Source organism: Pseudomonas sp. BIGb0164, from assembly GCF_024810135.1.
Lineage (GTDB): Bacteria > Pseudomonadota > Gammaproteobacteria > Pseudomonadales > Pseudomonadaceae > Aquipseudomonas.
In genome coordinates, this window is the sequence record NZ_JANUEA010000006.1 from 317,372 (window position 1) to 340,058 (window position 22,687).

23 protein-coding genes are annotated in these 22,687 nt (G+C 60.1%); 14 read left to right on the top strand and 9 right to left on the bottom strand.

Annotated features, from left to right (window positions below; genetic code table 11):
• Positions 1 to 43: 43 nt before the first annotated feature.
• A complete protein-coding gene (locus M2394_RS18185) occupies positions 44 to 877 on the top strand; it encodes a nucleoside-binding protein (RefSeq protein ID WP_259173402.1) in 834 nt (277 codons plus the stop codon).
• A gap of 105 nt (positions 878 to 982) precedes the next feature.
• Here the strand turns inward: M2394_RS18185 and punC are convergent, their stop codons facing one another.
• Positions 983 to 2,167, bottom strand: coding sequence for a purine nucleoside transporter PunC (gene punC, locus M2394_RS18190; protein WP_259173403.1), 1,185 nt, complete (start codon positions 2,165 to 2,167; stop codon positions 983 to 985).
• A gap of 122 nt (positions 2,168 to 2,289) precedes the next feature.
• On the opposite strand from punC, the gene punR reads away from it, so the two are divergent.
• Positions 2,290 to 3,204, top strand: a complete 915-nt coding sequence (gene punR, locus M2394_RS18195; RefSeq protein WP_259173404.1) for a DNA-binding transcriptional activator PunR — start codon at positions 2,290 to 2,292, stop codon at positions 3,202 to 3,204.
• A 119-nt stretch (positions 3,205 to 3,323) separates the two neighbouring features.
• Here the strand turns inward: punR and M2394_RS18200 are convergent, their stop codons facing one another.
• Entirely contained in the window at positions 3,324 to 4,493 is a 1,170-nt protein-coding gene (locus M2394_RS18200) for an aspartate aminotransferase family protein (protein ID WP_259173405.1), read from the bottom strand.
• Positions 4,494 to 4,596: 103 nt separating this feature from the next.
• On the opposite strand from M2394_RS18200, the gene M2394_RS18205 reads away from it, so the two are divergent.
• Positions 4,597 to 5,502: a LysR family transcriptional regulator gene (locus tag M2394_RS18205; protein WP_259173407.1), complete on the top strand. Its 906-nt coding sequence runs from the start codon at positions 4,597 to 4,599 to the stop codon at positions 5,500 to 5,502.
• Here M2394_RS18205 and M2394_RS18210 read toward each other — a convergent pair.
• Both M2394_RS18210 and fabV read right to left on the bottom strand, forming a co-directional pair.
• Positions 5,499 to 6,122, bottom strand: coding sequence for an HAD family phosphatase (locus tag M2394_RS18210; RefSeq protein ID WP_178919865.1), 624 nt, complete (start codon positions 6,120 to 6,122; stop codon positions 5,499 to 5,501). The genes M2394_RS18205 and M2394_RS18210 overlap by 4 nt on opposite strands.
• Positions 6,123 to 6,351: 229 nt before the next feature.
• On the bottom strand, positions 6,352 to 7,545 hold the full coding sequence (gene fabV / locus M2394_RS18215) for an enoyl-ACP reductase FabV (RefSeq protein WP_259173409.1): 1,194 nt from the start codon (positions 7,543 to 7,545) through the stop codon (positions 6,352 to 6,354).
• A 274-nt stretch (positions 7,546 to 7,819) separates the two neighbouring features.
• Here fabV and M2394_RS18220 point away from each other — a divergent pair, with 274 nt between their 5' ends.
• Positions 7,820 to 8,644, top strand: a complete 825-nt coding sequence (locus M2394_RS18220) for an aspartyl/asparaginyl beta-hydroxylase domain-containing protein (RefSeq protein ID WP_259173410.1) — start codon at positions 7,820 to 7,822, stop codon at positions 8,642 to 8,644.
• Positions 8,645 to 8,793: 149 nt separating this feature from the next.
• Positions 8,794 to 10,167, top strand: a complete 1,374-nt coding sequence (gene ppnN / locus M2394_RS18225) for a nucleotide 5'-monophosphate nucleosidase PpnN (RefSeq protein ID WP_178919862.1) — start codon at positions 8,794 to 8,796, stop codon at positions 10,165 to 10,167.
• Here the strand turns inward: ppnN and M2394_RS18230 are convergent, their stop codons facing one another.
• A complete protein-coding gene (locus M2394_RS18230) occupies positions 10,168 to 10,560 on the bottom strand; it encodes a RidA family protein (protein WP_178919861.1) in 393 nt (130 codons plus the stop codon).
• A 155-nt stretch (positions 10,561 to 10,715) separates the two neighbouring features.
• Here M2394_RS18230 and M2394_RS18235 point away from each other — a divergent pair, with 155 nt between their 5' ends.
• From M2394_RS18235 to M2394_RS18245, 3 genes are all read left to right on the top strand, one after another.
• Positions 10,716 to 10,973: an AbrB/MazE/SpoVT family DNA-binding domain-containing protein gene (locus M2394_RS18235; RefSeq protein ID WP_178919860.1), complete on the top strand. Its 258-nt coding sequence runs from the start codon at positions 10,716 to 10,718 to the stop codon at positions 10,971 to 10,973.
• The gene (locus tag M2394_RS18240; protein WP_259173413.1) at positions 10,970 to 11,365 is read left to right on the top strand and encodes a PIN domain-containing protein; all 396 of its coding nucleotides are present in this window, start codon (positions 10,970 to 10,972) and stop codon (positions 11,363 to 11,365) included. The genes M2394_RS18235 and M2394_RS18240 overlap by 4 nt, the downstream gene beginning before the upstream one ends.
• A gap of 78 nt (positions 11,366 to 11,443) precedes the next feature.
• Entirely contained in the window at positions 11,444 to 11,812 is a 369-nt protein-coding gene (locus M2394_RS18245) for a hypothetical protein (protein WP_405046579.1), read from the top strand.
• A gap of 3 nt (positions 11,813 to 11,815) precedes the next feature.
• On the opposite strand, the gene M2394_RS18250 is transcribed toward M2394_RS18245, so the two are convergent.
• Complete coding sequence (locus M2394_RS18250; protein WP_031319816.1) at positions 11,816 to 12,145, bottom strand: YXWGXW repeat-containing protein; 330 nt, start codon at positions 12,143 to 12,145, stop codon at positions 11,816 to 11,818.
• A gap of 464 nt (positions 12,146 to 12,609) precedes the next feature.
• Positions 12,610 to 14,256 carry a malate dehydrogenase (quinone) gene (gene mqo / locus M2394_RS18255; RefSeq protein ID WP_176995379.1) on the bottom strand — a complete coding sequence of 549 codons (1,647 nt, stop codon included), beginning with the start codon at positions 14,254 to 14,256 and terminating at the stop codon, positions 12,610 to 12,612.
• A gap of 482 nt (positions 14,257 to 14,738) precedes the next feature.
• Between mqo and M2394_RS18260 the strand changes: the two genes are divergently transcribed.
• Together M2394_RS18260 and M2394_RS18265 are read left to right on the top strand one after the other, a co-directional pair.
• Positions 14,739 to 15,926 carry an MFS transporter gene (locus tag M2394_RS18260; RefSeq protein WP_178919858.1) on the top strand — a complete coding sequence of 396 codons (1,188 nt, stop codon included), beginning with the start codon at positions 14,739 to 14,741 and terminating at the stop codon, positions 15,924 to 15,926.
• Between the two features lie 68 nt (positions 15,927 to 15,994).
• Positions 15,995 to 16,633, top strand: coding sequence for a LysE family translocator (locus tag M2394_RS18265; RefSeq protein WP_259173415.1), 639 nt, complete (start codon positions 15,995 to 15,997; stop codon positions 16,631 to 16,633).
• A 68-nt stretch (positions 16,634 to 16,701) separates the two neighbouring features.
• Here the strand turns inward: M2394_RS18265 and M2394_RS18270 are convergent, their stop codons facing one another.
• Positions 16,702 to 16,926: a hypothetical protein gene (locus M2394_RS18270; RefSeq protein WP_259173416.1), complete on the bottom strand. Its 225-nt coding sequence runs from the start codon at positions 16,924 to 16,926 to the stop codon at positions 16,702 to 16,704.
• A gap of 222 nt (positions 16,927 to 17,148) precedes the next feature.
• On the opposite strand from M2394_RS18270, the gene M2394_RS18275 reads away from it, so the two are divergent.
• Together M2394_RS18275 and dusA are read left to right on the top strand one after the other, a co-directional pair.
• Positions 17,149 to 17,703 (top strand): M91 family zinc metallopeptidase, encoded by a 555-nt coding sequence (locus M2394_RS18275; RefSeq protein WP_178921064.1) that lies wholly within the window; start codon positions 17,149 to 17,151, stop codon positions 17,701 to 17,703.
• Between the two features lie 133 nt (positions 17,704 to 17,836).
• Complete coding sequence (gene dusA, locus M2394_RS18280) at positions 17,837 to 18,823, top strand: tRNA dihydrouridine(20/20a) synthase DusA (protein WP_259173418.1); 987 nt, start codon at positions 17,837 to 17,839, stop codon at positions 18,821 to 18,823.
• Positions 18,824 to 18,829: 6 nt separating this feature from the next.
• Here the strand turns inward: dusA and M2394_RS18285 are convergent, their stop codons facing one another.
• Positions 18,830 to 19,714 (bottom strand): LysR family transcriptional regulator, encoded by an 885-nt coding sequence (locus tag M2394_RS18285; RefSeq protein WP_259173419.1) that lies wholly within the window; start codon positions 19,712 to 19,714, stop codon positions 18,830 to 18,832.
• 120 nt (positions 19,715 to 19,834) lie between these two features.
• Between M2394_RS18285 and M2394_RS18290 the strand changes: the two genes are divergently transcribed.
• Together M2394_RS18290 and M2394_RS18295 are read left to right on the top strand one after the other, a co-directional pair.
• On the top strand, positions 19,835 to 21,235 hold the full coding sequence (locus M2394_RS18290) for a M20 family metallopeptidase (protein WP_259173420.1): 1,401 nt from the start codon (positions 19,835 to 19,837) through the stop codon (positions 21,233 to 21,235).
• 53 nt (positions 21,236 to 21,288) lie between these two features.
• Positions 21,289 to 22,569, top strand: coding sequence for an MFS transporter (locus M2394_RS18295; RefSeq protein ID WP_259173421.1), 1,281 nt, complete (start codon positions 21,289 to 21,291; stop codon positions 22,567 to 22,569).
• Positions 22,570 to 22,687 lie beyond the last annotated feature (118 nt).

Sequence of the window (22,687 nt, forward strand, 5' to 3'; positions counted from 1 at the left end):
CCTGCAAGGCCGCCATGAGCCAAACGCCAAAGGAATAAAAACAATGAAAAAGGCACTGCACGGCGCAACCGTCTTACTGTCCCTCCTCGGCGGCGGGGAGGCTGTCGCGGTGGAATGGATGAACAACAGCGTAGGTTTTCGCTACGGCCAGCACTTCACCAATCCGAACAACCCCGACGATTTCAGCAAGCGCATCTACAGCTTTACCCACGCCAGCGGTTACACATACGGCAGCAACTACTTCAACCTTGATGTGTTCCTGTCCGACAGCAGCGACCCGCGCAAAGGCACGGACCATGGCGGCAGCGAGGTGTACGGCGTGTACCGGCACCAGTTGTACGCGTCGCGGGTATTCGATGTGCCGCTGGGCACCGGCCTGATCAAGGATTACGCCCTGACGGCGGGGTTTGACGCCAACCGCAACAACAACGTCGCGTCAGCCAAAAAGCGCGCCCTGGTGATTGGTCCTACCTTGAAATTCAACACCGTCGGTGTGCTCGACCTGAGCCTGATGTACTACAAGGAAAAGAACCACACCGGCATCCCCGGCGCGCAAGAGTCGAACCACACGTTCGATGACACCTACATGCTCAACCTGACGTGGATGCGCCCGTTCGAGGTTGCCAGCCACGCGGTCAAGTTTCAGGGCTTCATCAATTACGTCGGGGAAAAAGGCAAGGACTACCACGGCCGCGACACCGCGCCGGAAGCGCTGATGCGTACCGCGCTGATGGTGGCGGTGCGGCCGGGCAAAAGCGTGAAACCGAACCTGTACCTGGGCGTGGGTTATGAGTACTGGCATAACAAGTTCGGCGTCGACGGTGGCCGGGGTACTCGCACTTCAACCCCGACGCTGAACATGGAAGTCACCTTCTGACACCCGCCAACCTGTAGGAGCCGGCTTGCCGGGGATAGCGGTGGGTCAGCGACGAATGGGCTAGCTGATAGACCGCGATCGCCGGCAAGCCGGCTCCTACAGGGGTCAGGCCTGGGCCAGTTTGGCAGGGTTGTTTTTTGGCCGCGCCAGCCAGTAACCCAACACGGCCAACGGCGCGGTCGCCAGCATCACGATCACGGTGATCAACAACGGCTGATCGATCATCGACGACACCAACAGACTGCTGAGGAAACACAGCCCCAATTGCAGAGTGTTTTGCAGGGCCGCGGCCTTGCCGGAGTTTTCTGCAAATGGCATCAGTGCATTCGCCACCACGATGGGATAGCTCGCGCCATTGACCAGGGCCATCAGGCAGAACGGAATCAGCAAGGTGGTGAGGGTCGGCACAGTCAAGGTGGCAACCAGGTACAACGCCAGCATGCTGATGCAATACGCCACCAGCAACCACGGCAGCAGGGTTTTGCCCTGATAACGCTGCAAGGCGCTGCGGCAACTGTAGCCGCCCACCAGGAATGCCAAGGTCGGCAACACGTAGCTCAAGCCAATGTCATTCGGGCTGTAGCCCATATCGCCCAGAATGAACGGTGAGGCGGTCAGCCAGGCGAAGAAGCTGGCGGAGCACGCGGCAAAGATCATCACGTTGCCGGTAAACACGCGGGATGTCAGCAGTTGCCCGTAACCCAGGCGCGAAGGTTCGCCCGTCTGCGCCTGACGTTTCGGTACAGTGCGCAGGAACAAAGTGGGCAACAGCAGCAGCAACGACACGCCCAGCAACACGCCGAAGATCGCTTGCCAGCCGAAGTGGTTTAACACCATCGCCCCCAGCAACGGCGCCAGGGCCGGCGACAGTGACATCAGCGGCATGATGCTGGCGAACACGCGATGGGCCTTGTCGGCCGGGTAACGGTCGATCACCAGCGCCTGCCAACTCACGGCGGCGGAACACACGCCAATCGCTTGGACAAAGCGCAACGCCAGCAGTTGCGGCGCGGTCTCGACCCAGAACATGCCCAAGCAACCCAGCACAAACAGGCTCAGGCCGGTGAGCAAGATCGGCTTGCGCCCCAAGCGGTCAGACAGCGGCCCCCACAGCAACTGCCCCACCGCAAAGCCCGCAAGGAAAATACTCAAGCTGGCGCCCACTGCACCCGCACCGATCTGCAACTGTTCGCCCATGGCGCCGAAGGCCGGCAAGTACATGTCCATGGCCAGATAACCGAGCATGCTCAGCCCCGCCAGATACCCCGTGAAACCAAAAGAATTTTTCATTGAAGCCTTGAAGATCCTGCCATCAAACTATTTGCTGACTGGCGGCCATTATGAAGCTGACAGTTTTTGTGTGAAGCGATAATAATTGGACACTTTGATCAAATATTTTGAAGGCAACCATCATGTGGTCTGAATACTCTCTGGACGTGGTCGATGCGGTAGCGCGCCATGGCAGCTTCAGTGCGGCCGCCCAGGAATTGCACCGTGTGCCGTCGGCCATCAGCTACACGGTGCGTCAGATCGAGGAGTGGCTGGCCGTGCCACTGTTCGTGCGCAGGCACCGGGACGTGGAGCTGACACCCGCCGGCCGCCTCTTTATAGAAGAAGCCCGTGGCGTGATGAAAAAGATGCTCGGCACGCGCCGGCTATGCCAGCAGGTGGCCAATGGCTGGAGCGGCCAATTGAAGGTGGCCGTGGACTCCATCGTCAAACCCCAGCGCTGCCGGCAACTGGTGCTGGATTTTTACCGGCAGTTTCCCGAAGTGGAGTTGCTGCTGGAATACGAGGTGTACAACGGTGTGTGGGATGCGCTGGCCGATGAGCGCACCGACATTGTGATCGGCGCCACCAGCGCGGTGCCGGTGGCCAGCCACTTCACGTTTCGTGACATGGGCCTGTTGAACTGGCTGTGCGTGGTCAGTGCCAAGCACCCGCTGGCGGCAGTCGAGGGGTTGCTCAATGACGATCAGCTGCGTCCCTTCGCCTCCCTGTGCATGACCGACACGTCGCGCAACCTGCCCAAGCGCGACACCTGGACCCTGGATAACCAACGGCGGCTGGTGGTGCCCAACTGGGCCTCGGCCATCGATTGCCTGCGCGACGGCCTGTGCGTCGGCATGGCGCCGGCGCATCAGGTGTTGCCGTGGATCGAGCGCGGTGAGTTGGTGGCGTTGCAACTGAGCCGGCCGTTTCCGGCCAGCCCGTCGTGTGTGGCCTGGGCACAGAACAAATTGTCGCCGGCCATGGCGTGGTTGCTGGAGTACCTGGGGGATACCGAGACGATGAATCAGGAGTGGTTGAATGGGCCTGATCTCTGAAAATCACACCGCCTGACTGTAGGAGCTGGCTTGCCGGCGATAGCGGACTATCTGTGCCAACTGTGTTGGCTGGCACACTGCAATCGCAGGCAAGCCCGCTCCCACACTTTAATCGCATTTCAATCCAGTAACCGGGTAATGGCCCGCACGATCATCTCGGCTTCCTTGGCATCCAGGGTCAACGGCGGCAACAGCCGGATGATCTTGCCCCGCGTCACGTTGATCAGCAGCCCATGCTCCTGGGCCGCCCGCAGGGCCAGGTCACGCAATGGCTCGGCCAGTTCAATACCAATCATCAAACCCTGCCCACGGATCGCCAGCACATTCGGGTATTCGCTCAACGCCACCCGCAACCGCGTCAGCAGGCGTTCGCCCTGTTGCGCGGCGTTTTGCAGCAAGCCTTGTTCCTCGATGATATCCAGCACGGTGCAGCCCACACGGCAGGCCAGTGGATTGCCGCCAAACGTGCTGCCGTGGCTGCCGGGGGTGAACAGTTTGGCCACCGAAGCACGCGCCAGACAGGCGCCGATGGGCACACCGTTGCCGAGGCCTTTGGCCAGGGTCATGACGTCCGGGACAATGCCCTCGTGCTGGAACGCGAACCAGGCGCCGGTACGGCCGATACCGGTCTGGATCTCGTCGAGCATCATCAACCAGCCGTGGCGCGTGCAGTGATCACGCAAGGCCTTGAGATAGCCCGGTGGCGCAGGCAGGACGCCGCTTTCGCCCTGGATCGGCTCCAGCAGCACTGCCGCAATGCGCGCACCGTACTGCTGGGTGATTGCCTCCAGCGCAGCCAGGTCGCCAAAGCCGATCTTGAGGAAATCCCCCGGCAGGCGCTGAAAACCCAGGCGCACCGAGGGACCATCGCTGGCGGCCATGGTGCCGAGGGTGCGCCCATGAAAGGCGTTCTCCATCACCACCACCAACGGTGCTTCGATGTCCTTTTTCCAGCCGTGCAGCCGAGCGAGTTTCAATGCCGTCTCATTCGCCTCGGCGCCGGAGTTGTTGAAAAACACCTGGTCCAGGCCTGACAAGCCGGTCAGACGCTCGGCCAGCCGTTGCTGCCAGTCGATGCTGTAGAGGTTGGAGGTGTGCAAGAGCAAGCCGGCCTGCTCACTGATGGCTGCCACCAGCTTGGGGTGGGAATGCCCGACGTTGGTCACGGCCACACCGGCCACGGCATCCAGGTATTCGCGGCCCTGTTGGTCCCACAGACGCGTGCCCAGGCCACGGGTGAAGCTCAAAGGCGAAGGTTGATAGGTGGTCATCAGGCAGGCGGCGGTCATGGCGTCGAACTCCAAGGCAGTGTGTCAGTGCACCCAGTATCGTTAGCCACCCGAGCTGGATAAACTGTGCAAACCTGCAATGACTTTAAACCTGGGCTTGATAATGGATTTGTTCCAAGCGATGACGGTGTACGTAAAGGTGGTGGAGACCGGCAGCATGACCGCCGCGGCGCAGGAGTGCGGGATGTCGACCACCATGGTCAGCAACCACCTGCGCGCCCTGGAACAACGGCTGGGGGTCAGCCTGCTCAAGCGCACCACCCGCAAACAAAGCCTTACCGAATTTGGCGGGGAGTACTATCAGCGCTGCCTGGAAGTACTGGGGCTGGTGGCCGACTCTGAGCTGCTGGCCGAACAGATCCACAGCGAAACCCCCAAGGGCGACCTGCGTATCACCGCGCCCCCGGTATTCGGCACTGAACGCCTTGTGCCAGCCTTGAGCGAATTTTCCAAGCGCTACCCGCTGATCAACCTGTACGTCGTGCTGAGCAACGAGCGAATGGACCTGGTCGACAGCGGCTTTGACGTGGCGATCCGATTGGGCGAACTGGAAACCTCCAGCCTGATCGCCCGGCCCATGCAGGACTACACCCTCACCCTCTGCGCATCACCTGACTACCTGGCGCGACGCGGCACGCCGCAGACGCCCGATGACCTGCAACAGCACGACTGCCTGGCGTTCGCCTACCCGGCCAATGACAACTGGCGCGACACCGGCAAACTGTGGCGCATGAGCAATGACGGGGGCGAGGTGGAGGTTCCGGTGTCCGGCTCATTGACCATCAACAGCTCACAAGGCTTGCGCCAGGCGGCCGTGAACGGCATGGGCATCATCATGCTGGCCGATGCCCTGGTACACCCGGACCTGGAAAGCGGCAAACTGGTGGCCTTGTTGACCACCTACAAATTGCCCAGCCGCCCCATGCACCTGCTGTATCGCCAGGACCGTCATCGCCTACCCAAGCTGCGGGCGTTCGTGGACTTCGCGATGGAGCAGTGGGCGCGCTAGAAACCTACGCCCAACTCACGCAAGCGTGCCGCTGTGCGCTCGGCCGACACGTGATGAACGCCCTGCCAACCGAGTGCGACGGCGGCCTCGATATTGCCGGCCACATCGTCGATAAACACCACCTCACTGGCCTGGATATCCGGCAGATGGGCGCGCACCTGGGCGAGGCTGGCGTGATAGATCGCCGGATCCGGCTTGATCAGCTTCAATTCGCCGGACACGACGATGTCGCGAAAACGCTGCAGGAACGGGTAGTTGGCCCGGGCATACGGAAAGGTTTCGGCTGACCAATTGGTGAGCCCGAACAAGGGCATGTCGGCCTCGTGGAGCGCCTCGAGAATTGCCACACCGTCCGGCAAAGGCCCGCGCAGCATTTCGTGCCAGCGGTCGTAGTAGGACTGGATCAGCGTTCGGTGTTGGGGGTATTGCTCGATCAGGCTGCGAGTGCCTTCTGCCAAGGTGCGGCCGGCATCCTGCTCGGTGTTCCAGGCCTGGGTGCAGATGGTGTCGAGAAACCATTGCCGTTCATGGTCGTCGGCAATCAGCTTGCGGTAGAGGTGCTGCGGGCTCCAGTCGAACAGGACACCGCCGAAATCAAAAACTACTGCACGAATCGTCATCAGATTCTCCGTTAGCGTGGCTTGATAGCCAGAGGAGTCTGCCAGATTGTGAGGGAGGATAGGAGCGCAATGGCGCGTAGGAAGGCTCTTGGGCGTTACACAAAACAAATGTGGGAGCGGCGGTGCGACGATTCGACTTGCTCGCGAAAGCGGTGCATCAGTCGCCATATTCAGTGACTGACACTCCGTATTCGCGAGCAAGCCCGCTCCCACATTTTTTCGACCGTGTTTAAGCTTGGATCAAGCCATTAATTTTCACGGTCGGGTTTACATCAGCATCGTAGTCCACGCCGTCGATTTCAAAGCCGAACAGGCGCAGGAACTCTGCCTTGTAGCCGGCAAAATCGCTGATCTCGTTGACGTTGTCGTCGGTCACCTGGTTCCACAGTGCAGCCACGGCGTCCTGGACTTTCGGCTCAAGCTCAGCCAGGTCGGCACGCAGGCGGCCGTCGGCGTCAAGTTTCGGCTCTTTGCCGTACAGGCTGTCCTTGAACAGGCCGTAGACCTGCTCGATGCAACCTTCGTGGGTGCCCTGCTCTTTCATCACTTTGAACAGCAGCGACAGATACAGCGGCATGATCGGGATCGCCGAGCTGGCCTGGGTCACCACCGCCTTGAGCACCGACACACGGGCGTCGCCTTTGAGGGCGGCGAGGTGGTCGCGCAGGGTCAGGACTTTCTTGTCCAGGTCTTTCTTGGCCTCGCCGATGGAGCCGTTCCAGTAGATGTCCTGGGTCAGCTTCTCGCCGAGGTAGGTGAACGCGGTAGTCTTGGCGCCTTCGGCCAACACGTCGGCATCACGCAGGGCGTCGATCCACAGCTGCCAGTCTTCGCCGCCCATCACTTTGACGGTGCCGTCGATTTCTTCCTGGGTCGCAGGCTCCAGGGTGGTGTCGACCACAACGCCCTTGTCGGTGTTGATACCGCGCAGGGTCACGGCCTTGCCGATCGGCTTGAGGGTGGAGTTGTGCACCACGCCTTGCGGGTCGGTACGGCGTGGCGCGGCCAGGCTGTAGACCACCAGGTCGATCTTGCCCAGGTCTTTCTTGATGGTTTCGATGGTCAGGCGCTTGATCTCGTCGGAGAACGCGTCGCCATTGATGCTCTTGGCGTACAGGCCTTTTTCAACGGCAAACTTCTCGAATGCGGCGCTGTTGTACCAGCCGGCGGAGCTCAGCTTGCCCTCTTCGCCTTCTTTCTCAAAAAACACGCCCAGGGTATCGGCGCCGCAGCCAAACGCAGCACTGATGCGCGCGGCCAGGCCGTAGCCGGTGGAAGCGCCCAGGACCAGCACCTTCTTCGGGCCGCCTTCGATGGCGCCGTGTTGGGTCACGTAGTCGATCTGTTCCTTGACGTTCGCTTCACAGCCAACAGGGTGAGCGGTCACACAGATAAAGCCACGAACCCGCGGTTTGATGATCATAAAATTTCTGCCTCTTCCAAGGGGTCGACGGCCAGTGGTGGCCATTCAACTTCATTCGTACGGGTCTATGACGTCCGAAAAACCGAAGCGTCACGATAGTCGCAAATCTTCTGTTTACAAAATCCAATCCCAAAAACGCAGGATCGGCCGTCGCAAGGGTTAAAAACTGTGTCGGGCCTTCACAATTTCGCAATATTTAAAACGCCCGCCGGGGTCATAACCCCCTATCATGACTACATTGTTTCGTTATGTTTCATGTCCGGAGCCACGTTTCATGAGTAAAAGTGCTGTTCGCAAGAAGCTGATCTCCGTCGCCTGGGCGCTCGGTGTTCTGCTGTTCATCTACTGCTTCCCACGGACCACCCTGGTGTTTGCGCTGCTGGTAGTGTTCTGCGGCGTTTACGATTTCCTGCGCAATGGTCTGTATGACACTGACACGATCAAGAAATATTTCATCGGCAGTGGCCGCAACACCTGGCTGCTGGCACCGTTCAACACCCTGTTCGACTTGGTGAGCCAACGCAATCGCCATGTCTACACGATGCGTGACCTGCCACCCGCCTGGCGCGAAGACCTGCAGCAAGTGATCGACGACGCCATGGCCCGCAAGGATGAAATCATCGGCTACCTGGACGAGCGCATGGCCGAGAAAAAACGCGGCATGCTGTTTTTCCAATGGTACGGTCGCCCGATCGAAACCAGCCTGGATATCCCGCAACTGCGCAAGAAACTGCCGTTCGTGAAGACCATCGGCGTCTCGGTGTTCAACGAAAACCGTTCGACGTCGTTTCACTTCGGCCCGCTGCGCATGATGTTCCGCGTGCTCTACAACATGGCGCCGGCCCCTCACCACGAGGGTGTGTACATCCAGGTGGGCAAGCACAAGCATTACTGGCACGACGACCCGCTGTTTATCTTCGATGACACGCTGATGCACGCGTCCTTCAACAAGAACGACGCAAAACGTTACTGCTTGTTCATTGATATTGTGCGACCGACCTTGCTGCCGTCGGTGCTCAACGCCGTGATCGCGGGTTTTGCCGGGCTGGTCTTTACCCTGCGTCGGGTTTTCTACAAAAACTGGAAGCTGATTCAGTAAGTTCTGCGGCATGATGGTGCTGGACGGTATTTGCACCCGGCATTGCGACTGGGGTAAAAAATCGTCTCGTGCGTCCGTATTCGGCGCCCACCATTCTCGAGCCATCGCGTTTCAACAGGGCGCGGTGGCTGTGCTTTCAAGGAATCAGAATGCCCCAACGTCAAGTCATCAATGCCTCCGTCAGCCCCAAGGGCAGCCTCGAAACCCTGTCTCAACGTGAAGTGCAGCAACTGAGTGAAGCCGGCACCGGCAGTATCTACACCCTCTTCCGCCAGTGCGCCCTGGCCATCCTCAACACCGGCGCACATATCGATAACGCCAAGACTATTCTCGACGCCTATAAAGACTTTGAAGTGCGCATCCACCAGCAGGATCGCGGCGTGCGCCTGGAACTGCTGAACGCCCCGGCCGATGCGTTCGTCGATGGCGAAATGATCGCCAGCACCCGTGAGATGTTGTTCAGTGCACTGCGCGACATCGTCTACACCGAGAACGAACTCGACAGCCAGCGCATCGACCTGAGCAACTCCCAGGGCATCACCGACTACGTGTTCCACCTGCTGCGCAACGCCCGCACGCTACGCCCGGGTGTCGAGCCGAAGATCGTGGTGTGCTGGGGCGGGCACTCGATCAATACCGAAGAATACAAATACACCAAGAAAGTCGGGCATGAACTGGGCCTGCGCAGCCTCGACGTGTGCACCGGCTGTGGCCCTGGTGTAATGAAAGGTCCGATGAAAGGCGCGACCATTTCCCACGCCAAGCAACGCATTACCGGCGGGCGTTACCTCGGCCTGACCGAGCCTGGCATCATCGCGGCCGAAGCGCCGAACCCGATCGTCAACGAGCTGGTGATTTTGCCGGATATCGAAAAACGCCTGGAAGCCTTCGTGCGCGTCGGTCACGGCATCATCATCTTCCCAGGTGGCGCAGGCACGGCGGAAGAGTTCCTGTACCTGCTGGGCATCCTGATGCACCCGGACAACAAGGGCCTGCCGTTCCCGGTCATCCTCACCGGGCCAAAACACGCCGCGCCTTACCTGCAACAACTGCACGCATTCGTCGGCGCCACCCTGGGCGATGCGGCGCAGGCCCACTACCAGATCATCATCGACGACCCGGCCGAAGTGGCTCGCCAGATGACGGCCGGCCTCAAGGCCGTGAAGCAGTTCCGCCGCGAGCGCAACGACGCGTTCCACTTCAACTGGCTGCTGAAGATCGACGAGGGCTTCCAACGCCCGTTCGACCCGACCCACGCCAACATGGCCAGCCTGCAACTGAGCCATGCGCTGCCACCCCACGAACTGGCGGCCAACCTGCGCCGCGCCTTCTCGGGGATTGTGGCGGGCAACGTCAAGGACAAGGGCATTCGCCTGATCGAACAGCACGGCCCTTATGAAATCCACGGCGACCCGGCCATCATGAAACCGCTGGACGAACTGCTGCAGGCGTTCGTCGCCCAGCACCGCATGAAGTTGCCGGGCGGCGCGGCGTATGTGCCGTGCTATCGCGTGGTGCAGTAACTAGCGCTGCACCGCCACACATTTGATTTCCACTAGCAGGCCGGGGTGTGCGAGTTCCGACACCCCGATTGTGGTCCAGGCGCAATGCCCGCGTGGGAACAGGCGGTTTTTCACCTCACGAAAAACCGCCATGTGCTGGCTCATGTTCACGTGGTAGGTGGTCATGTCCACCACGTCATCGAAACTGCATCCCCCCTCCTCCAAAACTTGACGCAGATTCTCCCAGGCGGCGACGAATTGCGCCTCGGGGTCCTCAATCACGGCCAATTGGGAGGTACGGCCGACCTGCCCGGCGCAGTAGAGCGTTTTGCCGACTTTGACAGCGGGCACGTAGCCGGCGCGTTCGACGATGGGTTGCATGGCGGTGGGAATGATGAGCTGGCGATCGGTCATATGTTGTATCTCTTTACAGTCGTTTTCAGGCGTGCCGATGGGATGAGTCGGGCTAACGTTTTACCTGTTCCCACTCACCCACACCAGAAGAGCGACCTATGGACCAACGGATCTTGTCCTTCACTATTCCTTACCCTAAGGTAAGGAGCATTGCGATGGAGATTTTTAATATGGCAACCGCCACACTGACTTCAAAAGGGCAAATCACTATTCCGGTCCAGGTGAGGACCGCCCTGGGCCTGGAAACAGGCGACCGCGTCGAGTTCGTCGAAATGGAGGACGGCAAGTTCTCGATCATCTCGGCGAGTAAAACCGTGCAAGACCTCAAGGGCCTGATCCGCAAACCCGCCAAGGCCGTCTCGGTCGAGGACATGAATCGCGCTATCGCAACGCAAGGAGCCAAAGCGGGATGATCGGCCTGGATACCAACGTGCTGGTGCGCTATGTCACCCAGGATGACCCCGTTCAATCGCCCAAGGCCTCCGAGCTGATCGAATCGCTCTCCACACTGTCGCCAGGTTTTGTCAGCCTGGTGTCGGTGGTTGAGTTGGTGTGGGTTTTACAAAGCTGCTACCAGTCGACCAAAAGTGAAGTGGTGGCGGTGCTGGAAACGCTGCTGCGCACCCGCGAGCTGACCATCGAACATGCCGAGATCATCTGGCAGGCCCTGCGACGCTTTTCAGCCAACAAGGCCGATTTTGCCGATTGTCTGATCGAGCGGTGCGCTCATTCGGCCGGCTGCAAGTACACGGCCACGTTCGACCTCAATGCCGCCAAGGCTGCTGGAATGAAACCACTGAACTGAGCCACGGCATTGCTACGCTATTCAGCCTTTGGTAAAAATCGCGTTCAACCGTGATCAAGAGACATACTCACCGTGCGCATGCTCCTTCTCGCTACCTTGAGCATGGCTTCGGCCTTTGCCAACGCCGAAGCCATCACTTGGCCCGACTTGCCGAAAACCTGCTTCGTCAGCGGGCGCTCTGCCACCAGCCAGGATGTCGACACCGGCTGTGCGGCGTTCTTGATCAACGTGAAAGGCCAGGCAGCAGGCACGCCGATCAAGGTGGATATTCCGCAGTACGCCCTGCATGTGGATGAAGCCACCGGCAAAGAGACGCCGGTGATCATCATCCAGGCGGAAGAAAACGGTGACATCAAGGCCGTGGGCTACAAGGAGCTGGGCACCGATCAACTCGGTGCCGCGCTGTTGCGTGAGGTGCGATTGCTCGGTACCCAGAAGCCGATCTAGGCCTCAACGTACCCAGCCACCGCCCTGCCAGTGGTAGCCATCGTTACGTTGCACCCAGTGCGGGTGCACATAGCGATAACCCTCGCGCACGGCCTCCCAATGGCCGTGCACCGCCACATAACGCCCGCCTTCCCAGCGCCAGTAGCCACGGGACCACACGTAGCCGTAACGGGCTGCGGGCTCAACTTCGATCACCTGCACCGGTGGCGGCTGCGGCGCGACGACTTCGACATATTCACGCTGAACCGGCCCACGCTCGTGCACGACCCGTTCCTGCACACACCCGGACGCTGCGACGACGACCGCTGCCATTGCTGCATAACGTAGCAACATACAAAAACCCTCGGGCGTACTCGCCCAACAAACACACTGAAAATGCCCCCTTTGCTGCAGCCTCGCTCCTGCTCGGCTCTGGATTCTTTTTAACAGGTAGTGTCTGTCGGCGGGCTGAACGGCAGATGCCTCCCCCCGGATGCTTGTAGTGAGCGGGCTTGCCCCGCGCCGCGGTGTTCCAGTTGCATCGTGGTTGGCTGATACACCGCCGCGCGGGCAAGCCCGCTCACTACAAAGTTAGTTGCTTCTTCTTGGCTCTGGTTTTTTAACCGGTGGTGTCTATCAATAGGCTGAACGACAGATGCCTCATGCCCTACGGATGCTACGGGCTTGCCCCGCGCCGCGGTGTATCAGGCGCATCGTGGCTCGCTGACACTCCGCGGCGCGGGGCAAGCCCGCTCACTACAAATAAAAAGCCCGCTGACCGTTACCGGTTCAGCGGGCTTTGTTGCATCGGGCTTGGCTTACAGCGCCAGGTCAGACGCCGGCTTGCTTGGCTCTGCCGCAGGCTTGGCAGCCTCGGTGGCCTTGGGTGCAGCCAGTTGCGGGATCGCAGGCGGTGGAGTCAGTTGCAGGACGCCAGCCGTGTAGGCCCATTCCTTGGCAACTGCTTCAGGGCTGTCGTTCAGCTTGGTGCCGTAGCTCGGTACGATCTGGTGCAGCTTGGCCTGCCACTCAGGGGTCGCGACCTTGTCCTTGAAGACCTTTTGCAGCACGGTCAGCATGATCGGAGCCGCGGTGGACGCGCCTGGCGATGCACCCAACAGACCAGCGATGGTGTTGTCGGCGGAGCTGACCACTTCGGTACCGAGTTTCAGGACGCCGCCCTGCTCTTCGTCACGCTTGATGATCTGCACGCGCTGACCGGCTTGCCACAGACGCCAGTCTTCTTTCTTGGCGTTCGGGAAGTACTCTTTCAGGGCGTTGTAGCGGTCGTCATCCGACAGCATCAACTGGCCTGCAAGGTACTCGACCAGTGGGTATTCACGAATACCGACTTTGGTCATTGGCCAGATGTTGTGGGTGGTGGTGCTGGTCAGCAGGTCCAGGTACGAGCCTTCTTTCAGGAACTTGGTCGAGAAGGTCGCGAATGGGCCAAACAGGATCACGCGCTTGCCATCCAGCACGCGGGTGTCCAAGTGCGGAACCGACATCGGTGGCGCGCCAACCGAAGCTTTACCGTAGGCCTTGGCCAGGTGCTGCTCGGCGATGGCTGGATTATCGGTGACCAGGAACGAGCCGCCTACCGGGAAGCCAGCGTATTCACGAGCTTCAGGGATGCCGGATTTTTGCAGCAGGTGCAGTGCACCGCCGCCCGCGCCGATGAACACGAACTTGGCGTCGGTTTCGGTCTTGGTGCCGTCTTTCAGGTTTTTGTAGCTCACACGCCACGAACCGTCGGCGTTCTTGGTGATGTCCTGCACTTCGCTCGACAGTTTCAGGTCAAACTTCGGCGTGGTTTGCAGGTGGGCGACGAACTGGCGGGTGATCTCGCCGAAGTTCACGTCGGTGCCGATCGGGGTCCAGGTGGCCGCGATTTTCTGGTTCGGGTCACGCCCTTCCATCATCAGCGGGACCCACTTCTTGATCACAGCCGGGTCTTCGGAGTACTGCATGCCAGCGAACAGCGGGCTCGCTTGCAGGGCTTCGTAGCGCTTTTTCAGGAACTTGATGTTGTCATCGCCCCACACAAAGCTCATGTGCGGAGTGGAGTTGATGAACGAACGCGGGTTCTTCAGCACGCCCTGCTGGACCTGCCAGGACCAGAACTGACGGGAGATCTGGAACGCTTCGTTGATCTCGACCGCTTTGGGGATCTCAACGTTGCCGTTCTTGTCTTCCGGGGTGTAGTTCAGCTCAGCCAGGGCCGAGTGACCGGTACCGGCGTTGTTCCAACCGTTGGAGCTTTCTTCGGCCACGCCATCGAGGCGCTCGACCATTTCCATCGACCAGTCCGGCTGCAGCTCGTTGAGCCATACACCCAGGGTTGCACTCATGATGCCGCCGCCGATCAGCAGCACATCGACTTTCTTTGCCTCTTCCGCGTGAACGGACGTGATCCCCACCGACAAAGCCAGCCCCAGCAGGGCAGTGTTCAGTTTTTTAAACATCTGTAGCACCTATGATAAAACGCCATCCGCCCCACCGCCCCTGATCATGGGCAGCCCTCCATCACGGTGCGCCAGGCAACGCACCGCGGGGTTTGCACATTCACGAGGAGACCGCAGGGTGGGCACACAAGGCCGACGTATCGACCTCACTTTTATGTCCCTTCTGCGCTGACTTCTTATCATTATTGGCTTCAGCTACCTGGGCGACAGCCAATCGCTGGGACGTATACGGATGTACGCACCAGGGAAAGACTAGACCAAGACGGCGCGCAGAATATCACGGCAGATGGCCTTTATGCGCCGTTTGGCCAATTGACAGCTCTAAATCGCGGGTTTTAACGCGCCAGTGTCAAGCCCGACAGGCGCGACCTGGGGTCACAGGCCTGGAACTCTCACGCAAAAGGCTGTTCTAGACACCTTCGCCGCCTGTTGCGTAGCATCGGCGGCTCTCCTTCGTGCGTTTCATCCAAATAGAGTTACCCATGACTATCCAGCAAACACCCGGGCACGTGCTGCCCGCGCGCAGCGCCGCCAAAATGGAAGCTGCCATGGCCGTGGGCGCCTTTGCGATCGGCACCGGCGAGTTCGCCATCATGGGCTTGATGCCCGATATCGCGCAGAACCTGGGCTTGAGCGAACCGCAAGTCGGCCACGCCATCAGCGCCTACGCGCTGGGGGTGATGGTCGGCGCGCCGCTGCTGGCCATCCTCGGCGCCAAGTTGTTGCGCAAACATATGCTGTTGTTGCTGATGGGCCTGTATGCCCTGGGCAACCTGGCCACGGCGTTTACCCCGACCTTCGGCTCACTGGTGGCCTTCCGCTTCATCAGCGGCCTGCCCCACGGCGCCTATTTCGGGATTGCTGCGGTGGTGGCCTCGAGCATGGTGCCCAACGACAAACGCGCTGGCGCCGTGGCCCGCGTGATGATGGGCCTGACCCTGGCCATGCTGCTCGGCAACCCCATCGCCACCTTCCTCGGCCAACACCTGGGCTGGCGCTCGGCGTTCGCGCTGGTCAGCGTGATTGCCCTGTGCACCCTCTTACTGGTCTGGCAGTTCGTCCCCCACCGTCACGACGAACAACGCAGCGACCCGCGCAAGGAACTGCGCGCCTTCACCAAACCCCAGGTGTGGATGGCGCTGTCCATCGGCGCGATCGGGTTTGCCGGGATGTTCTGCGTGTTCAGCTACCTGGCGCCGACCATGCTTGAAGTGACTAAAGTCTCGCCGCAGTGGATTCCCTTCGGCCTCGCCGCGTTTGGCGTGGGCGGCATCATCGGCAACATCGCCGGCGGCAAGCTGTTTGATCGCCTGCAATTTCGCGCGGTGGGCTGGATCATGGTGTGGTCGATGGCCGTGCTGATTTTCTTCACCTTCGCCGCCAGCTCGCTGTGGAGCGTGCTGCTGGGCATCGGCCTGGTCGGCACCATGATCGCCATGGCGGCGCCGTTGCAAATCCGCTTGATGGACATCGCCCATGAAGCGCCAAGCTTGGCGGCAGCGTCCAACCATGCGGCGTTCAACCTGGCGAACGCGCTGGGGCCGTGGCTGGGCGGGATGGCGATTACGGCGGGGTATGGATGGACGAGCACGGGTTACATTGGTGCGGTGACTGCGCTGATCGGGCTCGGCCTCTACCTGATCGCAAGGCGCATGAAAGGCGGGCACTGAACGGAATAAACGCGGGCCCTGAATTGTTATGTTGATTCGAACAACCCCAACATAAAACGAAGGGCCCCATGGACATCACTCTCCCCTTGCTAAGCATCCTCGGCGCCATTGCCATCGGCGCTGCCAGCCCCGGCCCCAGCTTCGTCTTCGTCACCCGCACCGCCATCGCCCTTTCGCGGCGCGACGCACTCGCGGCGGCCATGGGCATGGGCGTCGGCGGCGTGGTGTACGGCGGGCTCGGCCTGTTCGGCCTGCAAACGCTGCTGGCCAAAGTGGAATGGCTGTACGTGATTTTGAAAATACTCGGCGGCGTCTACCTGGCCTGGCTGGCCGTACAGCTGTGGCGCTCGGCAAAAAGCCCGATCGTCGTACCCACCACCGCCGATGGCCGCCCACAAAGCGCACGCAAATCCTTCACGCTGGCGGCAGTAACGCAACTGAGCAATCCGAAAGCGGCGATTGTGTACGGCAGTATCTTTGCAGCGTTCTTACCGGCGCACGCCCCGGCCTGGACCTTTGCCGTGCTGCTACCGGCAATCTTTGCGATTGAGGCCGGTTGGTACACCGTCGTCGCGCTGGCGTTCTCGTCGGAACGGCCTCGCGCCGCGTACCTGCGCTCAAAACACTGGTTTGACCGCACCGCCGGCCTGGTCATGGGCGCGCTGGGCCTGCGCCTGATCCTGGGCTCAGCTCACGCCCAAGCCTAAACTGAACACCCATCCCTGTAGTGAGCGGGCTCGCCCCGCGCTGGGCTGCGCAGCAGCCCTAAGCCCTATCAATCGTCATGCATCAACCCCGCCCCATACTCCCCAAAACTGCTCCCCAACCCACTGCCGCCACCAAAATTCATCTTGGCGGCTTTGCCAGGACTGTGGTCACCAAACGCCTGGCATCCCCCCGAAAAACAAGGGTCACTGCTACCGCCCGACGACCCCGACGAACAAGCACTCAACAGCAACGCACCAGCGACCATCACGACTTTGACGAGGTTCGAGATCATGTTTTCAGTTCCCTATGGACCGGAGGCACGGAGGTCCTCTCTTGAAGAGGATCGTAGACCTCAAAGGCGTGGGAGATGATGAAACTTTGCGAGGGGACAGGGTGGGTTCAGGTTATCCCTTCGTGGCGCGTCGGGACTTACCCAGCCCAAACGCCATGGAATAAAAGTCGGCGGCTGCGTGTTGTGTTCCTAGTCATTTCAAGATCATAAGGAACACAGGTGATGATCCAAAACTACAGCGCCTTCCCCAACATCACCCTGGAGTCAGCCAGCCTTGAATTCATGAACAACCTGATCACCGCGCTGCAAAGGATCGAGTCGAGAAACACCGGGCGCGACCTGCTCAAGGAAATCAATGAGCTTTGCGGCCCCAGTACCGGTAAAACCATCAAGATCGTCGCTATCGCCAGCGATTACTCGACGACGCCGAACACTTGCGCCTCCGTCGGCAATGCAACCGACGCCTTGAAAAAGTGGATTTTCAAAGGGCCCGGCACCAGTGTCGAAGTGACATGGAACCCCTACTCCAGCCTCGCACTGGACGCCCAAGGCGTTCCCACCGGGATGAGCTATGAAGACAGCTCGACGAGCTTCATTGGCCTGGCCCACGAACTGGTACACGCCTATCGCATTCTGCGCGGCACTTACCTGGGGGGCAGCAACATCAAGGAAGAAACCCGCGCGACGGGTATTGGTGATTCGGCGAGCAAGAAATTCAGTGAAAATAGCATTCGCGCTGAACACAGCTTGCCGCGGCGGACTGCTTATTCGAGGTGAATGGCTATCGGGGGCTGCCTCCAATGTTCACGCAACTCTCAACACGGTGAAAAACGCAGCTAATGCCTCTGCCACACCCAAGAGGCATCCCTGATAAACTGCGCGCCATTCGCCTCGTTGACTCAGATTGCCCATGTCTCTACAAATTGCGCCACTCTCTCGCCGCTTTAGCGTTGCACCTATGATGGATTGGACGGACCGCCATTGCCGGTTCTTCCTGCGCCTGCTCTCCAAACACGCCCTGCTCTACACCGAGATGGTCACCACCGGCGCTATCCTCCACGGCGACCACGACCGCTTCCTGCGCCACAACGAAGCCGAGCACCCGCTTGCACTTCAGTTGGGCGGCAGCGTCCCCGCCGACCTGGCCGCCTGCGCTCGCATGGCTGAAGCCGCCGGTTACGACGAAGTGAACCTGAACGTCGGCTGCCCGAGTGATCGGGTGCAGAACAACATGATCGGCGCAATCCTGATGGCGCACCCTGCCCTGGTGGCCGATTGTGTGAAGGCGATGCGCGACGCAGTGTCGATTCCGGTGACGGTGAAGCACCGTATCGGGATCAATGGGCGGGACAGTTATGCCGAGCTGTGTGATTTTGTCGGGACGGTGAGGGATGCGGGGTGCACCAGTTTTACGGTGCATGCGCGGATTGCGATCCTGGAGGGGTTGTCGCCGAAGGAGAACCGTGACATTCCGCCGTTGCGCTATGACGTGGCGGCGCAGTTGAAGCGGGATTTCCCGGCGCTGGAGTTCATTCTCAACGGTGGGATCAAGACGTTGGAGCAGTGCCATGAGCATTTGCAGACGTTTGATGGGGTGATGCTGGGCCGGGAGGCTTATCACAATCCGTATTTGCTGGCGGAAGTGGATCAGCAGTTGTTTGGCAGTGCGGCGCCGGTGATCAGCCGAGCTGAGGCGTTGGTGCAGTTGCGGCCTTATATTGCCGAGCATTTGGCGAGCGGTGGCTCGATGCACCATGTCACTCGGCATATTTTGGGATTGGGGACTGGGTTTCCGGGAGCGCGTAAGTTCAGGCAATTGTTATCGGTGGATATTCATAAGGCGAGTGATCCGCTGGCGCTGCTGGATCAGGCCGGGGCGTTGCTGGAAGGACGGTAACCGCTCTCAGCCGACGGTCTCAAGGCAGTCAATCAAGGTCTCGATAAACCGCTGCAACGAGGGTGGCAGTGTGCGTTTGGGCATGGTCAGGACTTGAACGGAGCGGTCGGCAAATCGAGGGTTTGTCAGCGGGATCGACACCAGCTCATCGCTGCCATTCACCCGCTGGCTGATTGCGCCGCCCAACGCGATGGTGTCGGTGTGGCGCACAAACTCGTGGATGGCTCCGGAGTAGTTGCAGGTCATCACGTGGTTGAAGGCCAGTCCCTCCATTTCGCAGACCAGGTCGAATAGCTGCCGTTGGGTCGTGCCTTTGGGGGTGAGCGCCAAGGGGAACGGCGCGAGCGCGCGCAGGGGCAATTGCTTGTGCGTCGCCAGCGGATGGCCGGCGCGCATGATCGCGCGTATCGCCGAGCGGCCTGAATAGAGGATCTCGACACCATCGGTCGGCTCTGTGCTGAACGTCAACCCGACGTCGGCATCACCACGCTTCACTTTCTCTGCGCATTCGAACGGCGACATCACCTCCAACACGTACTGGAAATCCGGGTGTTGCCGGTAATGCTGGATCAGCACGTTCGGCAGAAAATAGCGCGATAGCCCTTCTGTCGAGACCAGGCGAATCACGCGCGCGCCGGGGTAATCTCCACCGCGCAACTCCGACAGCAGCGCTTGTTCCTCCAACGAGGCGCGCCTGGCGTGGTGGGCCAGCGCGCTGCCCGCCGCCGTCGGTTCCATGCCCCGTGGCCGACGCTCGAACAAGGGCACGCCGATACTTTCCTCCAACAGGGCGATCTGGCGGCTGACCGCGCTGGGGGCGATATGCAGGCGCTCACCCGCCGCCGCCAGCGAACCTGAATCAAACACGGCCAGAAAATAACGATAATCCATGGGTTTCCCGCGCACAAAGGCATCTATTAATTAGAAGCCAGTCTTCAAAAAACAGCAATATACAGTGCGATGGGCGACTTCTATATTGGCCTGAATCACTCAGCCCTTATCGGAACGCTCATGTCCAAGCAGCACGCCCTCGACAGTGTTCGCCACGCCTTCACTGACGGTCATTTCGAAGCCGACTTGCGTCGCCGGGTCGCTATTCGCAGTGAAAGCCAGGCCCCCGGCCAAGCGCCGGAATTGACACGGTACCTGCAAGAGGAAATACAACCGGCGCTGGAGCGGATGGGCTTTGAATGCCAGGCCCTTGAGAACCCGAAGGGCGCGGGCCCACTGCTGTTTGCTTCGCGTCATGAAGGCGCGGGCCTGCCAACGGTGCTGACCTATGGGCATGGCGATGTGGTGCTCGGTTATGCCGAGCAATGGCGTGAAGGCCTTAACCCGTGGGCGCTGACCGTGGAAGGCGACCGATGGTATGGCCGCGGCACCGCCGACAACAAAGGCCAGCACAGCATTAACCTGACGGCATTGGAGGCGGTGATCAAGGCCCGCGACGGACGGCTGGGGTTTAACGTCAAGGTGCTGTTCGAGACCGGCGAAGAATGTGGCTCGCCCGGGTTGCGCGAGGCCTGCACGGAGCATCGCCAACTGCTGCAAGCCGATGTATTCATCGCCTCGGACGGCCCGCGCCTGAGTGACAACCGCCCGACGATTTTTCTCGGCTCTCGCGGCTCGGCGCTGTTTTCCCTTGAGGTGCAGGCACGCGACAAGGGCTTGCACTCTGGCAACTGGGGCGGCGTGATGTCCAACCCGGCCGTGGTGCTGGCCAACGCACTGGCCAGCCTGGTGAATCAGGACGGCCGTATTCTGTGCCGGGGGCTGGTGCCCTGCTCCATACCCGACGCAGTGCGCGAAGCCATCCACGACTTGGGCATTGATCAACATTCCCTCGGCAGACCTCTGGATGTTGACTGGGGTGAGCCTGGCCTCACCTTGGGTGAACGGCTCTTTGGCTGGAATACCCTGGAAGTCCTCGCGTTCACGGCGGGCAATCCGGCCAAGCCGGTGAATGCCATTCCACCGTCGGCGATTGCGCATTGCCAATTGCGCTTTGTGGTCGGTACAGACTGGAAGAACCTGGAGCACCTGCTGCGCCAGCACTTGGATGCTGAGGGCTTTCACGGCGTCAACATCGTCGTTGATCGCTGCACGCCCAGCACTCGGTTAGACCCTGACAATCCCTGGGTGCGCTTCGCAAAAAAGGTCATCAGCGACACCACACCGAGGCCGATCGCCGTACTGCCGAACCTTGCCGGTACGCTGCCCAACGACATTTTCGCTGATGTATTGGGGTTGCCGACCTTGTGGATTCCACATTCCTACCCCGGCTGTTCGCAACATGCGCCGGATGAACACCTGCTGGGTTCGGTGGTGCTGGAAGGCCTGCAAATCATGACCGCACTGTTCTGGGAACTGGGCGATAGGGCGCAAGCCCGCGCATCAAAAACAGGGCCCTGATCCACCTTTTATCCCTGCCGCTCACACACTTACAAAAACCAGGAGCGTCGAACATGACAGCGCTGTCGTCCACACCCGCCATCGAACAAGCACAGCCCCTATGGAAACCGGTCGGTGCCGCCTTGATCGGCAACACCCTTGAATGGTTTGACTTGTCGGTCTACGCCTACTTTGCGTTAACCATCAGCAAGGTATTCTTCCCCGCAACGGACCCGGCAGTGTCGCTGTTTCTGGCGTTCGCAACGTTCGGCATTTCGTTTCTGATTCGCCCGCTGGGTGCTGCGGTACTGGGCTCCTATGCCGACCGGCAAGGTCGTAAGAAAGCCTTGAGCCTGTCCATATTGCTGATGCTGATCGGCACGGCGATGATCGCGGTGATGCCCAGCTATGCCGCTATCGGGGTCATCGCCCCCCTCGGAATCCTGTTTGCGCGCCTGCTGCAAGGGTTCTCCGCCGGCGGCGAGTTCGGTAGCTCAACCGCGTTCATGATGGAACACGCGCCGCAAAAGACGCGTAACTTTGTCGCGAGCCTGCAATTTGCCAGTCAAGGCTTTGGCGTGGTGATCGCCTCGTTGTTCGGCTACTTCCTGACGACCAATCTGGATGATCATCAGATGCTCGAATGGGGTTGGCGGGTACCGTTTTTCTTCGGTTTGATTCTGGGCCCGGTGGGTCTTTATATCCGCCGTACGGTGGATGAGTCGCCTGATTTCAAGGAAAGCGAGCCGGGTTCACAGCCGCTAAGGGAGGTGTTTGTTTCGCAGAAGACATTGCTGCTGGTCGCGATGGGCGTGCTGATCGTGTCGACGGCGTCCAATTTCATGATGAAGTACATGCCTTCCTATGCGTCAACCACGTTGAACATTCCGCAGTCGTCAGGCTTTCTGGCGACGCTGACCGGCGGCCTGATCCTGACCCTGGTGACACCCGTTGTCGGTTTCATCGCCGGGTTCGTCAGCCGTATCAAGATCATGCTCTGGGCTTCGATCATCTACATCCTGAGTATTTTCCCGGCCTTCGTCTGGCTGAACAAAGTGCCGAGTGCAACGTCGTTATTGCTCGTCGTCTCGATGATGGCGCTGATCAAGGCCGTGTACTTTGCACCGCTGGCCTCACTCATGGCCGATGTGTTCCCGATCCGTACCCGGGTGACGGGCATGTCGTTGAGCTACAACCTCTCAGTGACGATCTTTGGGGGCTTTGCGCCAGTGATTGCCACGGGGCTGATCGCGCTGACCGGGTCGCAGTTGGCGCCGAGTTTTTATCTGATCCTGGCGGCGGCACTTAGCATCAGTGCCTTGCTGGTTGCCAAGCGGAAATTGAAGTTGGCGTAAGTCAGTCCGCGTGACATCAGGTTTGCGGTGACAGTGAAGGCGCTATCGCTGGCAAGCCAGCGCCTACAGGGGGGCGGGTTGTCTGGAGGGCAGTTGGGTTGAACCTGCTGGCCGATTT

Coding starts and splice junctions, on each gene's coding strand:
- M2394_RS18270 (WP_259173416.1), bottom strand. CDS start 16,926: ATGATCTCGAACCTCGTCAAAGTCGTGATGGTCGCTGGTGCGTTGCTG.
- M2394_RS18220 (WP_259173410.1), top strand. CDS start 7,820: ATGAGTAAAAGTGCTGTTCGCAAGAAGCTGATCTCCGTCGCCTGGGCG.
- M2394_RS18235 (WP_178919860.1), top strand. CDS start 10,716: ATGGAGATTTTTAATATGGCAACCGCCACACTGACTTCAAAAGGGCAA.
- M2394_RS18205 (WP_259173407.1), top strand. CDS start 4,597: ATGGATTTGTTCCAAGCGATGACGGTGTACGTAAAGGTGGTGGAGACC.
- M2394_RS18185 (WP_259173402.1), top strand. CDS start 44: ATGAAAAAGGCACTGCACGGCGCAACCGTCTTACTGTCCCTCCTCGGC.
- M2394_RS18250 (WP_031319816.1), bottom strand. CDS start 12,145: ATGTTGCTACGTTATGCAGCAATGGCAGCGGTCGTCGTCGCAGCGTCC.
- ppnN (WP_178919862.1), top strand. CDS start 8,794: ATGCCCCAACGTCAAGTCATCAATGCCTCCGTCAGCCCCAAGGGCAGC.
- punR (WP_259173404.1), top strand. CDS start 2,290: ATGTGGTCTGAATACTCTCTGGACGTGGTCGATGCGGTAGCGCGCCAT.
- M2394_RS18285 (WP_259173419.1), bottom strand. CDS start 19,714: ATGGATTATCGTTATTTTCTGGCCGTGTTTGATTCAGGTTCGCTGGCG.
- mqo (WP_176995379.1), bottom strand. CDS start 14,256: ATGTTTAAAAAACTGAACACTGCCCTGCTGGGGCTGGCTTTGTCGGTG.
- M2394_RS18290 (WP_259173420.1), top strand. CDS start 19,835: ATGTCCAAGCAGCACGCCCTCGACAGTGTTCGCCACGCCTTCACTGAC.
- dusA (WP_259173418.1), top strand. CDS start 17,837: ATGTCTCTACAAATTGCGCCACTCTCTCGCCGCTTTAGCGTTGCACCT.
- M2394_RS18260 (WP_178919858.1), top strand. CDS start 14,739: ATGACTATCCAGCAAACACCCGGGCACGTGCTGCCCGCGCGCAGCGCC.
- M2394_RS18230 (WP_178919861.1), bottom strand. CDS start 10,560: ATGACCGATCGCCAGCTCATCATTCCCACCGCCATGCAACCCATCGTC.
- M2394_RS18240 (WP_259173413.1), top strand. CDS start 10,970: ATGATCGGCCTGGATACCAACGTGCTGGTGCGCTATGTCACCCAGGAT.
- punC (WP_259173403.1), bottom strand. CDS start 2,167: ATGAAAAATTCTTTTGGTTTCACGGGGTATCTGGCGGGGCTGAGCATG.
- M2394_RS18295 (WP_259173421.1), top strand. CDS start 21,289: ATGACAGCGCTGTCGTCCACACCCGCCATCGAACAAGCACAGCCCCTA.
- M2394_RS18265 (WP_259173415.1), top strand. CDS start 15,995: ATGGACATCACTCTCCCCTTGCTAAGCATCCTCGGCGCCATTGCCATC.
- M2394_RS18200 (WP_259173405.1), bottom strand. CDS start 4,493: ATGACCGCCGCCTGCCTGATGACCACCTATCAACCTTCGCCTTTGAGC.
- fabV (WP_259173409.1), bottom strand. CDS start 7,545: ATGATCATCAAACCGCGGGTTCGTGGCTTTATCTGTGTGACCGCTCAC.
- M2394_RS18245 (WP_405046579.1), top strand. CDS start 11,444: ATGCTCCTTCTCGCTACCTTGAGCATGGCTTCGGCCTTTGCCAACGCC.
- M2394_RS18210 (WP_178919865.1), bottom strand. CDS start 6,122: ATGACGATTCGTGCAGTAGTTTTTGATTTCGGCGGTGTCCTGTTCGAC.
- M2394_RS18275 (WP_178921064.1), top strand. CDS start 17,149: ATGATCCAAAACTACAGCGCCTTCCCCAACATCACCCTGGAGTCAGCC.